This window comes from Kosakonia oryziphila, assembly GCF_900094795.1.
Lineage (GTDB): Bacteria > Pseudomonadota > Gammaproteobacteria > Enterobacterales > Enterobacteriaceae > Kosakonia > Kosakonia oryziphila.
Map to the genome: position 1 here is coordinate 23,919 of NZ_FMBC01000016.1, position 13,667 is coordinate 37,585.

Here is a 13,667-nt window from a genome sequence, read left to right on the forward strand (position 1 = left end):
CCTTGCTTTGCGGCAGCAGGCGCTGCCGCAACGGTCACTCAGTGGCGCACGCCATTGTCTTCTTCATCGACGTAATCGTCGTCACCGTCTTCGCCTTCTTCACCATCAGGATCTTCGTAGTAAGTACCCCAACCGTCGTACTCAACGCCGACGTTCTCTGCGAGGTTGATCAGTTGTTCAACTTGCGTGTCGATAAGCTCAGCGTTCAGCGCACATTCGCTCACTACATCACAACAAATCACCACTTCACCTTCGTCCAGCTCCAGCTCTTCCGGCTCAGTCACTTCATAACCCAGCTTGAACGCTTCAACAGCGGCCTTTTCCAGCGTCTCAAAATCATCTGCCGACAGATGATGCTCAATGGTGTACAGCGCGTCAGGATCGCTGCCGTCTTCCAGCAGTTCTTCAATAATCAAACGCGTCTCTTCGCGCTGCTCTTCCAGGTGTTCCGGGTTCGCCATGGCTTGTTCCTCATGATGTGGCAGATACACTTATTGTCACACACCGCCGCCATTGCCTCCACTCCTCGCCGAAAAGATTTATGCTTCGGGGTTGCAAATGCATATTCATACATATAAATTGAATTTTAATTCAACAAGTGGCCTTTGCCATGTGAGGAAAACATGTCTGCGTTTTACCAGAAACATTTTTTGAAACTGCTCGATTTTACACCTGCGGAAATCAATGCCCTGCTGCAACTCGCCTCGCAATTAAAAGCTGATAAGAAAAAAGGCCAGGAAGTGCAGAAACTTACCGGCAAAAACATCGCGCTCATCTTCGAAAAAGACTCTACCCGCACTCGATGCTCTTTCGAAGTTGCCGCATACGATCAGGGTGCCCGCGTAACTTATCTTGCGCCAAGCGGCAGCCAGATCGGCCATAAAGAATCAATTAAAGATACCGCGCGCGTGCTGGGCCGTATGTATGACGGCATTCAATATCGCGGCCACGGCCAGGAGATTGTCGAAACGCTGGCGCAATATGCGGGCGTGCCGGTGTGGAACGGTTTAACCAATGAGTTCCACCCAACGCAACTACTGGCGGATCTGCTGACCATGCACGAGCACCTGCCGGGTAAACCATTCAACCAGATGACGCTGGTCTATGCTGGTGATGCGCGCAATAACATGGGCAACTCCATGCTGGAAGCGGCGGCGCTGGTCGGGCTGGATCTGCGTCTTGTTGCGCCGAAAGCCTGCTGGCCGGATGCCAGTTTGGTGGCGGAATGTACCGCGCTGGCAGTGAAAAATGGCGGCAATATTCTGCTGACAGAAGATATCGCCGCTGGCGTGAAGGGCGCAGATTTCATCTATACCGATGTCTGGGTATCGATGGGCGAAGCCAAAGAGAAATGGGCGGAACGCATTGCGCTGCTGCGCCCTTATCAGGTGAACAGCATGATGCTGTCACTGACCGGTAACCCGCAGGTGAAATTCCTGCACTGTCTGCCGGCCTTCCATGACGATCAGACCACGCTCGGCAAAAAAATGGCGGAAGAGTTTGGCCTGCACGGCGGCATGGAAGTCACCGATGAAGTGTTTGAATCACCGGCAAGCGTCGTGTTCGACCAGGCGGAAAACCGGATGCACACCATCAAAGCAGTCATGGTGGCAACGCTCAGCCAGTAAGTTTTGCCCCTCACCCGCTTCGGGTGAGGGAGCATTATCAGGCAACCAGTAGTTTTATCACCGCTTTGCGCACTTTCGCAGGCGCATTCACCGCGCACAGCGGTTTATGTACTTCTCCAGGCCAGAAGACAACAAAATCCCCTTCTCTTAGTACCACGGTTTTTTCCTCACCGCCTTCCGGCAAAAATGCGATGTCTTTATCAGCCAGCCAGTCGGTATCCGGTACGCCCGCAGGCAACGTGCTGAAAGTCATCCCTTCCTGGCCTTTCAGGACGATCTGAATATCCAAATAGCGCGCATGGTACTCCGCCCGGCGCTCGGCGAACGGCTGAGTCGTATCCTCAGAGAGGAGATAAAACAAACGGTTGCCGTCGATATCGTGTTTGCCGATCGTCGTCGCATCGGTGACATGCTGTTTAACGTGTTCAATAGCCTGGCGCAATTCCTGCGGCAACCAGGATTGCAGATGGTGAATATTGCCAACGATCATGATTTAATCCTCTATATAAAACGTCGTTTCATTTTTAAATGTTTATACGAGAATTCACACTGCCATACCACCACTTTTTACAGGAGATTTGCGACAATGCATGTTTATCGGAAAATATGTTATATGCCTGTTAAGCCTTAGCCGGAATTTATGCAGTGATAGTGCATAAACCCAGTCAGCGGGAACAACGTTCTATCTTTTGTAGACTGATATTTAAGACATTATTTAAAAAACCTTCCCTGGTTCACACTTTGACACTCCGTTTATTTGCGTGCTAATTCACTGGTTATTTCCCTTTTCATCCGTTTGTAAAACAGGTTTATTCACCATTTCGCATATTTATGCAAATAGCGATTATTAATGCATAAAAATCAATGCATTACATATCAGTGAAATCCATGTATATCTACAAGGTTATAACAACCGTGAATAATATCAGCTATTAATGCGTAGCCATTCATCTTCATAATAAGGCTAATTATCTATTCTCTGACGCGAATCATGCATTCGAACAACAACCCTTTAATATCCGATCCAACGCGAGCACAATCACATTATTAATTAACACGGCTTCTATTATTAGCCGTGAAATTAGCAACCATTACCTCGTGGCGAAATTAAAAATATTTCATCACGCGCCCCTTTTTATTCTAAGTAAAGTTAAAGGAATAATTATGGAAAAGCACTACGTCGGTTCTGAAATAGGTCAATTGCGAAGCGTTATGTTGCATCGTCCCAATTTAAGTTTGAAACGTTTAACACCATCGAATTGCCAGGAATTATTATTTGATGATGTGTTATCGGTCGAGCGTGCCGGTGAAGAACACGACGCCTTCGCAAACACGCTGCGCGAGCAGGGTGTGGAAGTCCTGCTGTTAACCGACCTTCTGACACAAACACTTGATATTGCTGAAGCGAAAGCCTGGTTACTGGACATACAGATCTCCGATTATCGCCTTGGCCCCACCTTCGCCGCAGACATACGCAGCTGGCTGGCGGATATGCCGCATCGCGAACTGGCACGGCGGCTCAGTGGCGGATTAACCTATGGAGAAATCCCGGCATTTATTAAAAATATGGTGGTCGATACCCACACGGCGAATGATTTTATTATGAAGCCGTTGCCCAACCACTTATTTACCCGCGATACCTCGTGCTGGATTTATAACGGTGTATCTATTAACCCGATGGCCAAACCGGCTCGCCAGCGCGAAACAAATAACCTGCGTGCGATTTACCGATGGCATCCGGCCTTCGCTGACGGTGAATTTATTAAATACTTTGGCGACGAAAATATTAATTATGACCATGCCACATTAGAAGGCGGCGACGTATTAGTGATCGGTCGCGGCGCGGTATTAATTGGTTTGTCTGAACGTACTACGCCGCAGGGCGTTGAGTTTCTTGCCAACAGCCTGTTCAAACACCGCCAGGCAGAACGGGTCATCGTCGTCGAACTTCCCAAACACCGCTCCTGTATGCACCTCGACACCGTGATGACGCATATCGATATCGACATCTTCTCTGTTTACCCGGAAGTGGTGCGCAAAGATGCGCAGTGCTGGACGCTCACCCCGGACGGACGCGGCGGTCTGCAACGCACGCAGGAGAGCGATCTGCTGCACGCCATTGAAAAAGCGCTCGGCATTGACCAGGTGCGGCTAATCACCACCGGCGGTGATGCCTTCGAAGCTGAACGCGAACAGTGGAATGACGCCAATAACGTCCTCACGCTGCGTCCCGGCGTGGTGGTGGGCTACGAACGCAATATCTGGACTAACGAAAAATATGACAAAGCCGGTATCACCGTGCTGCCCATTCCTGGCGATGAGCTGGGGCGCGGGCGCGGCGGTGCGCGTTGCATGAGTTGCCCACTGGAACGCGACGGGATTTGAAGGAGCCATCATGGAAAGAAAACCTACGCTGGTTGTCGCGCTCGGCGGCAACGCACTGCTGAAACGGGGTGAACCACTGGAAGCGAACATCCAGCGCCAGAATATTGATCTTGCCGCGCGCACTATCGCCGGGCTGACCGCGCAATGGCGCGTGGTGCTGGTACACGGCAACGGGCCGCAGGTTGGTCTGCTGGCGCTGCAAAACAGCGCTTACGACAAAGTCACGCCCTATCCGCTCGACATTCTTGGTGCCGAAAGCCAGGGCATGATCGGCTACATGCTGCAACAGTCGCTGAAAAATATCCTGCCACAACGCGAGGTCAGCGTACTGCTCACCCAGGTAGAAGTGGACCCCGCCGATCCCGCATTCGCTAACCCAACTAAATACATCGGCCCGGTCTACAGCGAAGCGCAAGCCCACGCGCTACATCAGGAAAAAGGTTGGGTATTTAAGGCGGATGGCCACTACTTCCGCCGCGTGGTTCCCTCCCCGCAGCCCAAACGCATTGTCGAGAGCGACGCCATCAGTGCGCTGATAAACCGCGATCATCTGGTTATTTGCAATGGCGGAGGCGGCGTGCCGGTGGTGGAAAACGCCAATGGCTACCACGGCATTGAAGCGGTGATCGACAAAGACCTGTCGGCGGCGTTGCTGGCACGGCAAATCGAAGCGGACGCTCTGTTGATCCTCACCGATGCCGACGCGGTGTACCTCGACTGGGGCCAGCCCACGCAGCGCCCGCTGGCGCAGGTAACCCCGAAAATGCTGCAAGCGATGCAGTTCGACGCGGGCTCAATGGGGCCGAAAGTCGCCGCCTGTCGCCAGTTTGTCGAGGCCTGCAACGGCATCGCGGGGATTGGCGCGCTGGTAGATGGCCCGGCCATTCTCGCCGGGGATAAAGGCACATTGATTCGTCACTAATTTAAAAAAGGAAAAATACATGAGTATCCATTTGAAAAATCGTAATTTTCTCAAACTTCTCGATTATAAACCGGCGGAAATCCAGTATCTGATCGATCTTGCTATCCAGTTGAAAGCGGACAAAAAAGCGGGTTGCGAGAAAAAAACGCTGGTCGGCAAGAATATTGCGCTGATTTTTGAGAAAACCTCCACCCGCACCCGCTGCGCGTTTGAAGTGGGCGCTTTCGATCAGGGTGCGCAGGTCACCTATCTCGGGCCGAGCGGTTCGCAGATCGGTCATAAAGAGTCGATGAAAGACACCGCTCGTGTGCTGGGACGTATGTATGACGGCATAGAATATCGCGGCTATGGCCAGCAAATCGTGGAAGAGCTGGGTCGGTATGCCGGTGTCCCCGTATGGAACGGGCTGACCAACGAGTTTCACCCGACGCAGATCCTCGCCGATCTGATGACCATGCTCGAACACGCACCGGGTAAACGCCTGTCGGAACTGCGTTTTGCCTATCTCGGTGATGCGCGCAACAACATGGGTAACTCGCTGATGGTCGGCGCGGCAAAAATGGGCATGGATATTCGGCTGGTCGCGCCCAGGTCGTTCTGGCCGGAAGCTGCGTTGGTTGAGCAATGCCAGACCATCGCGCGTGAAACCGGCGCGCGCATCATGCTCACCGAAGAGGTGGACGAAGGCGTGCAGGGTGTGGATTTCCTCTACACCGATGTGTGGGTGTCGATGGGCGAACCGAAAGAGGCCTGGTCCGAGCGCGTCAGTCTGATGAAACCCTATCAGGTCAATAGCGCGGTAGTGAAAGCTACCGGCAACCCACAAGTGAAATTTATGCACTGTCTGCCCGCATTCCATAACGAGCACACCAAAGTGGGCCGTGAGATCGAAATGGCATACGGACTGAAAGGGCTGGAAGTCACGGAAGAGGTTTTCGAATCGCCTAACTCCATCGTCTTTGACGAAGCAGAGAACCGGATGCACACCATCAAAGCGGTTATGGTGGCGACACTCGGCGACTAACCACTCCCCCGGCACATCACGGGGTGTGCCGGGGTCAAGGAGCACATCATGGGCAAGTTCAAATTCCCTTCTGCTTACACCATTCTCTTTTTGTTGATTGCCATCGTCGCCGCGCTCAGTTGGATCATTCCTGCTGGTCAGTATCACATGGCGATGAACAGCACGCTCGGCAAAGCGGTGCCCGTTGCCGGTACTTATACCCACGTGGCCGCACAACCGCAGGGGCTGATCGCGGTGATCATGGCACCGATCAGCGGTCTCTACGATCCGGATACCGGCCAGGCGGGCGCTATCGACGTGGCGCTGTTTATTCTGATCATCGGCGGCTTTCTTGGCATCGTCACCAAAACAGGCGCTATCGATGCAGGGATCGAACGTGTTACCACACGCTTACGCGGCCACGAAGAGTGGATGATCCCGATTCTGATGGCGCTGTTTGCCGCTGGCGGCACCATCTATGGCATGGCCGAAGAGTCATTACCATTTTACACGCTGCTGGTTCCGGTGATGCTCGCTGCCCGTTTTGATCCGGTTGTCGCCGCATCCACCGTTCTGCTCGGCGCAGGGATCGGCACGCTCGGATCAACCATCAACCCGTTTGCCACGGTGATCGCCGCCAACGCCGCCGGGATCCCGTTTACCCACGGCATCGCCTTGCGTTTAGCGTTGCTGGTCATCGGTTGGGTGATCTGTGTCGTCTGGGTCATGCACTACGCCCGCAAAGTCCGTGCTAACCCGGCACTGTCGATCGTTGCGGATAAGCAGGAAGAAGATCGGGCCTTCTTCCTTGGGCATAAGTCAGAGGAGATGCTCGAATTTACGCCGCTTCGTAAGCTGATTCTGGTGATTTTTGCGCTGGCCTTTGTGGTGATGATTTATGGCGTCGCCGTGCTTGGCTGGTGGATGGCGCAGATTTCGGCGGTGTTCCTGGCGAGTGCGATTATCGTTGGTCTGATAGCCCGTATGAGCGAAGAGGAGCTGACGTCGACATTTATCAACGGCGCACGGGATTTGCTGGGCGTAGCGCTGATTATCGGAATTGCCCGCGGTATCGTAGTGATCATGGATAAAGGTATGATTACTCATACTATTTTGCACAGTGCCGAAGATATGGTCAGCGGGTTATCCACCGTCGCGTTTATTAACGTTATGTACTGGCTGGAAGTGGTACTGTCGTTTCTTGTGCCCTCTTCTTCCGGCCTTGCGGTTCTGACAATGCCGATAATGGCGCCGCTGGCCGATTTCGCTAACGTTAATCGCGACCTGGTCGTCACCGCTTATCAATCTGCGTCCGGCATCGTCAACCTGGTAACGCCGACTTCCGCCGTGGTAATGGGAGGGCTTGCCATCGCCCATGTTCCTTACATCCGTTATCTGAAGTGGGTTGCTCCGCTGTTGGCGATATTGACTGTGGTGATCATGGCGGCACTGAGCCTTGGAGCCCTACTGTAACGCGTCGGATAGCTCAACGCTTCCGGCTGCGCACGGCATAACCAGGCCCGGCAGTCGTTGAGCTGCCGGGCGTTTTTTTCGGCAACTGATACGGGAAAAAGATGATGGAATATGGAGATTATTCACCGAAAGAGCAGCTTCAATTGGCCGTTTGCCTGCGTCTGATTAGCGAAAAAAGCTACCTTTCGCAGGAAGCAATCCGTCGCGATTTGCACTACCACGGTTTTGACTCTATTAGCCAGTCCACCGTGTCCCGCCTGTTGAAACTGCTCGGTGTGATAAAAATCCGCAATGCCAAAGGACAAAAAATTTATGCGCTGAATCCGCAGCTACGCCCGGTGCCGGACGCCGCCCGCACGGTCTCCGAAATGGTAACCAGCGTCGAGCATAATAGCGAATTTATCCTTATTCACACCGTGGCCGGATATGGCCGCGCCGTGGCTCGCATTCTGGATTACCACCAGTTGCCGGAAATCCTCGGCGTCGTGGGAGGGAGCAGTATTGTCTGGGTTGCGCCCAGAGCAGTAAAGCATACGGCGTTAGTACACAAAAAAATTAATTACCTACTTAGAACGCATTAATATTCAAAGAGAACCGTTTGCACTGCGTAAAATGTGCATCAATCGCTTGATCCAAAAAAGTAGCTGCGTATAATCCGGGACAATTTGCCGGGAGGAAGCATGGTCCAGTGTGTACGACAAACTGTCTTACCGCGTCTGAAAAAAGGCGCTGACCTGCCGTTTTTCTTTCCCGTTGCAAACCCTATTCCACAGCCCCTCTATTGAGGGGCTTTTTTTTGCGCAGTCGTCAGGAGATAACCATGGCTAATCCGCTATATCAGAAACATATCATTTCCATAAACGATCTCAGCCGCGAAGAACTGGAACTGGTGCTTAACACCGCTGCACGACTGAAGGCCAACCCCCAGCCAGAGCTGCTCAAGCATAAAGTGATCGCCAGTTGCTTCTTTGAAGCCTCCACCCGTACGCGTCTGTCATTTGAAACCTCCATGCACCGTCTCGGCGCGAGCGTGGTCGGCTTTTCCGACAGTAGCAACACATCGCTGGGTAAGAAGGGCGAAACGCTGGCAGACACCATTTCGGTTATCAGCACCTATGTGGATGCCATTGTGATGCGCCACCCGCAGGAGGGCGCGGCGCGTCTGGCGACCGAATTTTCCGGCGGTATTCCGGTGCTGAACGCGGGTGACGGCGCCAACCAACATCCAACGCAAACGCTGCTTGATCTCTTCACCATTCAGGAAACGCAAGGGCGCCTTGAAAACCTGCATATCGCCATGGTCGGCGACCTGAAATATGGCCGTACCGTGCATTCTCTGGCGCAGGCGCTGGCAAAATTCAGCGGTAACCGCTTCTACTTTATTGCCCCGGATGCGCTGGCGATGCCGCAGTACATTCTGGATATGCTCGACGAGAAAGGCATGGCCTGGAGCGTGCACGCCAGTATCGATGAGGTGATGGCGGAAGTCGATATCCTTTATATGACCCGCGTACAGAAAGAGCGTCTGGACCCGTCGGAATACGCCAACGTCAAAGCACAGTTTGTTTTGCGCGCCAGCGATCTGACCGGCGCACGCAGCAATATGAAGGTACTGCATCCGCTGCCGCGCGTTGATGAGATCACCACTGACGTTGATAAAACGCCGCACGCCTGGTATTTCCAGCAGGCCGGCAACGGTATTTTCGCCCGCCAGGCTCTGCTGGCGCTGGTTCTCAATTGCGATTTGGCTCTGTAAGGGGGAAACGACAATGACACACGATAATAAACTTCAGGTCGAAGCCATTAAACGCGGCACCGTGATTGACCACATCCCTGCCCGCGTCGGGTTCAAGCTGTTGACTCTGTTCAAACTGACGGAAACCGACCAGCGCATTACCATCGGCCTTAACCTGCCGTCCGGCGAAATGGGTCGCAAGGATTTGATCAAAATCGAGAACACGTTTCTCACCGATGAGCAGGTCAACCAACTGGCGCTGTACGCGCCGCAGGCCACCGTCAACCGGATTGATGAGTATGAAGTGGTGGGCAAATCGCGCCCGAGTCTGCCGGAACGCATCAATGGCGTACTGGTGTGCCCGAACAGCAACTGCATCAGCCATGCCGAGCCGGTCGCTTCCAGCTTTGCGGTGAAACAGCGCGAGCAGGATATCGCGCTGAAGTGCAAATACTGCGAGAAAGAGTTCTCACATCACGTCGTGCTGGCCAATTAACACCCAGCCCGTAAGCGGCCTGGGCGATAACGTATATACCCTAAATAATTCGAGTTGCAGGAAGACGGCAACGCAGTGACAAATTCGTCGCGAACGAATTTGCCCAACCGAAGGTTGGCCTCCGGTGAGAGACAGGATGTCTCTCAGTAATCCCCGGGAGCTTACATAAGTAAGTGACCGGGGTGAGCGACAAATCTGCCGGGAGCAGATTTGAACGCTGTAAGCAGCGGCCCCGAAGGGGTAAGGCTCAGGGATGAGCCGAATAAAAAAGCCAACACACATGCAACTTGAAGTATGACGGGTATACCCTAAATAATTCGAGTTGCAGGAAGACGGCGACGCAGTGAGTCCCCAGGAGCTTACATAAGTAAGTGACTGGGGTGAGCGACAAATCTGCCGGGAGCAGATTTGAACGCTGTAAGCAGCGGCCCCGAAGGGGTAAGGCTCAGGGATGAGCCGAATAGGAAAGCCAACGCACATGCAACTTGAAGTATGACGGGTATATAATGACCGCCACCTTATTACCGCTAATATTCAGGAAACATCATGACTAAAGTTATCGCGACGGAAAATGCGCCAGCTGCCATCGGCCCTTATGTGCAGGCTGTTGATCTCGGCAATATGATCCTCACATCCGGCCAGATCCCGGTCGATCCAAAAACCGGCAGCGTGCCGGAAGATGTCGCAGCACAAGCGCGCCAGTCTCTCGACAACGTGAAAGCGATCGTCGAGGCCGCCGGTCTGAAAGTGGGCGACATTGTGAAAACCACCGTGTTCGTGAAAGATCTGCACGATTTCGCCACCGTTAACGCCACTTACGAAGCCTTTTTCGCCGAGCATAACGCCACCTTCCCGGCGCGTTCCTGCGTGGAAGTGGCGCGCCTGCCGAAAGATGTAAAAATCGAGATTGAAGCGATCGCCGTACGTCGCTAATTCGCCTACCGGGGGCCGCACACTTATCCGGCAAACCCGTTTACAGGCCAGATAAGCGAAGCTGCCATCCGGCCTGTAACATTCCGCACATCAGCTAAGCCCGCCGTCATCTGGCATGAAACGCGGCAAAACGACTTTCCCCACCGCACGCAGCAACGCCGTAGGCCCAGTAAGCATAGCGCCACCGGGCAATTAACGGATTACTGCCAGCCATAGCGACGGCTGTAAAAGCCTTTCATCAACTGGGTCAATGTCATATAACCTGCCAGAATCGCCACCAGCCACGGGAAGTAGCTCAGCGGCAGCGCCTGCAATTGCAGGTAACTCGCCAGCGGCGAGAACGGCAGCGCAATGCCGACGCAAATCACCATCAGCGTCATGATAATCAGCGGCCATGCGGCACAGCTCTGAATAAACGGCACGCGACGGGTACGGATCATATGCACAATCAACGTTTGCGACAGTAAGCCAACCACAAACCAGCCAGACTGGAACAGGGTTTGCGCTTCCGGCACATTGGCTTTGAACACCCACCACATTACGCAGAAGGTCACAATGTCAAAGATTGAACTGATCGGCCCGAAGAAGATCATAAAACGCCCGAGATCTGTCGGGTTCCAGCGCTGCGGTTTAGCAATTTGCTCGTCGTCAACGTTATCAAACGGGATCGCCACCTGCGATACATCGTACAGCAGGTTCTGAATCAGTAAGTGCAATGGCAGCATCGGCAGAAACGGCAGGAAGGCGCTCGCAACCAGCACGCTGAAGACGTTACCAAAGTTAGAACTAGCCGTCATTTTAATGTACTTCAGCATGTTGGAGAACGTCCGACGCCCTTCAATAACCCCTTCTTCCAGCACCATCAGACTCTTTTCCAGCAGAATGATATCGGCAGCTTCGCGGGCGATATCGACCGCGCTATCCACGGAAATACCAATATCCGCCGCGCGCAGCGCCGGGGCATCGTTAATACCATCGCCCATAAAGCCGACCACATGCCCTTCGCGTTTCAGCAAACGAACAATGCGCTCTTTGTGCAGCGGCGTCAGACGGGCAAACAGCGTGGTATGTTTCGCCATCTGCGCCAGCTCATCATCGCTCAAATGTTCGATTTCGCTGCCGGTGAGCGCGTCACCCACTTCCAGCCCAACTTCATGGCACACTTTGGTGGCCACGAGCTCGCTGTCACCGGTGAGGATCTTAACAGTGATACCACTGGCTTTTAGCGCTTTCAGCGCCGGAGCGGTGGTTTCTTTCGGCGGATCGAGGAACGCAATGTAGCCTTCGAGGATCAGATCCGATTCATCCGCACGCTGATAATCTCCCGTGCGCGCGGGCAGGTATTTGGTCGCGACCGCCACCACGCGCAGCCCCTGGCGGTTCAGGGTGCTGGTGACGCGTTCAATACGCCGCAGCATGGTGTCATCCAGCGGGAAAATCTCGCCATTAAAACGTACCTGCGAGCACACGTTGAGAATTTCCGTCAACGCGCCTTTACAGATCAGTTGATGCACATCCGCCTGTTGGGCAACCACCACCGACATCCGACGGCGTTCAAAATCAAACGGGATCTCATCCACTTTGCGCCAGCCCGAAGAGAGCGTCTGCGCCACTTCCGCATCGACGCCTTCCAGCACGGCGGTGTCCAGCAGGTTTTTCAGCCCGGTCTGATAGTGACTGTTCAGCCATGCGCTGTGCAGCACCCATTCACTGACTTTGCCGCTGATATCGGTGTGCGTTTCCAGCACGATCTTATCCTGCGTCAGCGTACCGGTTTTGTCGGTACACAGAATATCCATCGCGCCAAAGTTCTGGATTGCATCCAGATGTTTAACGATCACTTTCTGTTTCGACAGTTTCACTGCACCGCGTGCCAACGTCGAGGTCACAATCATCGGCAACATTTCCGGCGTCAGGCCAACGGCAACGGAGAGGGCAAACAGCGCCGCTTCCCACCAGTCACCTTTGGTAAAGCCGTTGATCAACAAGACGATCGGCGTCATCACCAGCATAAAGCGGATTAGCAACATGCTGACGCGGCTGATCCCTTTCTGAAAGGCGTTCGGTTCGCTTTCTTGTTCGCTGACGCGCCCGGCCAGTTGCCCGAACCAGGTGTTGCCGCCCGTGCCAACCACCATTGCCTGCGCGGTTCCGCTCACCACATTAGTGCCCATAAAGCACAGCGTGTCGCACTCAAGCGGGTTTTTCTGCTCCGTCTGGCGGCTGGTTGCCACTTTTTCTACCGGCAGGGATTCACCGGTCAGCGACGCCTGGGCAACAAACAGATCCCGCGCCTGCAGGACGCGCAGATCCGCCGGGATCATATCGCCCGCCGCCAGCTTGACGATATCGCCCGGCACCAGCTGATCAATAGGGATCTCGCACCAGCTATTCTCGCCCTTTTCATTCACCACTCGCAGCACCGTCGCGGTGTTGCTGACCATCGCTTTCAGCGCATCCGCCGCTTTGGTGGAACGCGCTTCTTGCAGGAAGTTGAGCAGGGTGGAAATCGCCACCATCAGCGCAATCACGCCAGAGGCGAACAGATCTTCCGAAGCATAGGAGATCACCCCAAGGCAGGTGAGCAGCAGATTGAACGGGTTGCGGTAGCAGCTCCACAGATGTACCCACCACGGTGACGGTTTCTGCGCCGGGATCAGGTTTTCACCGTGCGTTTCGCGTGCCTTCGCTACTTCCTGCGCGGTGAGTCCTTCCGGGTGGCTGGTAAAAGTTTGCCACAGCAGTGTCGGTTCCATCACCGCAATCGACAGGCAGTGTTCGCCCATTGACGCGGGAATATCGTCCTGGCTGATGGTCTGTACGCCGGGCAGCGGATCGCGCTGTACCAGGCGACGCGGTAAATGGCGGTTCAGGCGAGCAAAGAGCTGCCGGGTGAAATTTTTCAGCATAATCATATCCTTGCCCCCGTATCACACGGGTGCCTTCTGCACATCAACTTTCAGACCCGAATCTCGGCGGTAAATCCCTGGCGCTAAGCGAGGAATTGAATACCTTACCGCCTCGATACAGCATGAATCATGGGTATAAATTTTTCGCAAGTGACGTGGCAACGCCGCGCCAACGGGCGTTTT

The 13,667-nt window shown here is 53.9% G+C and carries 15 protein-coding genes; 11 read left to right on the forward strand and 4 right to left on the reverse strand.

Annotation, left to right across the window (positions count from 1 at the left end):
- Nucleotides 1-38: 38 nt before the first annotated feature.
- Nucleotides 39-461 carry a ribonuclease E inhibitor RraB gene (gene rraB / locus GA0061070_RS09585; protein WP_090135633.1) on the reverse strand — a complete coding sequence of 141 codons (423 nt, stop codon included), beginning with the start codon at nt 459-461 and terminating at the stop codon, nt 39-41.
- A 97-nt stretch (nt 462-558) separates the two neighbouring features.
- On the opposite strand from rraB, the gene argL reads away from it, so the two are divergent.
- Nucleotides 559-654, forward strand: a complete 96-nt coding sequence (argL, locus tag GA0061070_RS25950) for a putative translational regulatory protein ArgL (RefSeq protein ID WP_425256047.1) — start codon at nt 559-561, stop codon at nt 652-654.
- The gene (gene argF, locus GA0061070_RS09590; protein ID WP_090135635.1) at nt 624-1,628 is read left to right on the forward strand and encodes an ornithine carbamoyltransferase; all 1,005 of its coding nucleotides are present in this window, start codon (nt 624-626) and stop codon (nt 1,626-1,628) included. Before argL ends, argF (GA0061070_RS09590) begins: the two co-directional genes overlap by 31 nt.
- A 37-nt stretch (nt 1,629-1,665) precedes the next feature.
- Here the strand turns inward: argF (GA0061070_RS09590) and GA0061070_RS09595 are convergent, their stop codons facing one another.
- A complete protein-coding gene (locus tag GA0061070_RS09595) occupies nt 1,666-2,118 on the reverse strand; it encodes a YhcH/YjgK/YiaL family protein (RefSeq protein ID WP_090135637.1) in 453 nt (150 codons plus the stop codon).
- 674 nt (nt 2,119-2,792) lie between these two features.
- Here GA0061070_RS09595 and arcA point away from each other — a divergent pair.
- The 5 genes from arcA (at nt 2,793) to GA0061070_RS09620 (ending at nt 7,992) form a co-directional block, all read left to right on the forward strand.
- A complete protein-coding gene (gene arcA / locus GA0061070_RS09600) occupies nt 2,793-4,013 on the forward strand; it encodes an arginine deiminase (protein WP_090135639.1) in 1,221 nt (406 codons plus the stop codon).
- A 10-nt stretch (nt 4,014-4,023) separates the two neighbouring features.
- A complete protein-coding gene (arcC, locus tag GA0061070_RS09605) occupies nt 4,024-4,935 on the forward strand; it encodes a carbamate kinase (RefSeq protein WP_090135641.1) in 912 nt (303 codons plus the stop codon).
- Nucleotides 4,936-4,954: 19 nt separating this feature from the next.
- Entirely contained in the window at nt 4,955-5,959 is a 1,005-nt protein-coding gene (gene argF / locus GA0061070_RS09610) for an ornithine carbamoyltransferase (RefSeq protein WP_090135643.1), read from the forward strand.
- Nucleotides 5,960-6,007: 48 nt separating this feature from the next.
- Nucleotides 6,008-7,411: a YfcC family protein gene (locus tag GA0061070_RS09615; protein WP_090135645.1), complete on the forward strand. Its 1,404-nt coding sequence runs from the start codon at nt 6,008-6,010 to the stop codon at nt 7,409-7,411.
- A 101-nt stretch (nt 7,412-7,512) separates the two neighbouring features.
- The gene (locus tag GA0061070_RS09620; RefSeq protein WP_090135646.1) at nt 7,513-7,992 is read left to right on the forward strand and encodes an arginine repressor; all 480 of its coding nucleotides are present in this window, start codon (nt 7,513-7,515) and stop codon (nt 7,990-7,992) included.
- A 3-nt stretch (nt 7,993-7,995) separates the two neighbouring features.
- Here GA0061070_RS09620 and GA0061070_RS09625 read toward each other — a convergent pair whose 3' ends face one another.
- Entirely contained in the window at nt 7,996-8,112 is a 117-nt protein-coding gene (locus GA0061070_RS09625; RefSeq protein WP_090135648.1) for a hypothetical protein, read from the reverse strand.
- Here GA0061070_RS09625 and GA0061070_RS09630 point away from each other — a divergent pair.
- The 4 genes from GA0061070_RS09630 to ridA all read left to right on the forward strand — a co-directional run bounded on the left by GA0061070_RS09630 (nt 8,092) and on the right by ridA (nt 10,575).
- The gene (locus tag GA0061070_RS09630; RefSeq protein ID WP_175539138.1) at nt 8,092-8,196 is read left to right on the forward strand and encodes a pyrBI operon leader peptide; all 105 of its coding nucleotides are present in this window, start codon (nt 8,092-8,094) and stop codon (nt 8,194-8,196) included. The two genes, GA0061070_RS09625 and GA0061070_RS09630, sit on opposite strands and share 21 nt — an antisense overlap.
- A 35-nt stretch (nt 8,197-8,231) precedes the next feature.
- Nucleotides 8,232-9,167: an aspartate carbamoyltransferase gene (gene pyrB, locus GA0061070_RS09635; RefSeq protein WP_090135650.1), complete on the forward strand. Its 936-nt coding sequence runs from the start codon at nt 8,232-8,234 to the stop codon at nt 9,165-9,167.
- Nucleotides 9,168-9,180: 13 nt separating this feature from the next.
- A complete protein-coding gene (gene pyrI, locus GA0061070_RS09640) occupies nt 9,181-9,642 on the forward strand; it encodes an aspartate carbamoyltransferase regulatory subunit (RefSeq protein WP_090122107.1) in 462 nt (153 codons plus the stop codon).
- A 546-nt stretch (nt 9,643-10,188) separates the two neighbouring features.
- Nucleotides 10,189-10,575, forward strand: a complete 387-nt coding sequence (gene ridA / locus GA0061070_RS09645) for a 2-iminobutanoate/2-iminopropanoate deaminase (RefSeq protein WP_090135652.1) — start codon at nt 10,189-10,191, stop codon at nt 10,573-10,575.
- 200 nt (nt 10,576-10,775) lie between these two features.
- On the opposite strand, the gene mgtA is transcribed toward ridA, so the two are convergent.
- Nucleotides 10,776-13,484, reverse strand: coding sequence for a magnesium-translocating P-type ATPase (mgtA, locus tag GA0061070_RS09650; protein WP_090135654.1), 2,709 nt, complete (start codon nt 13,482-13,484; stop codon nt 10,776-10,778).
- Nucleotides 13,485-13,667: the final 183 nt, after the last annotated feature.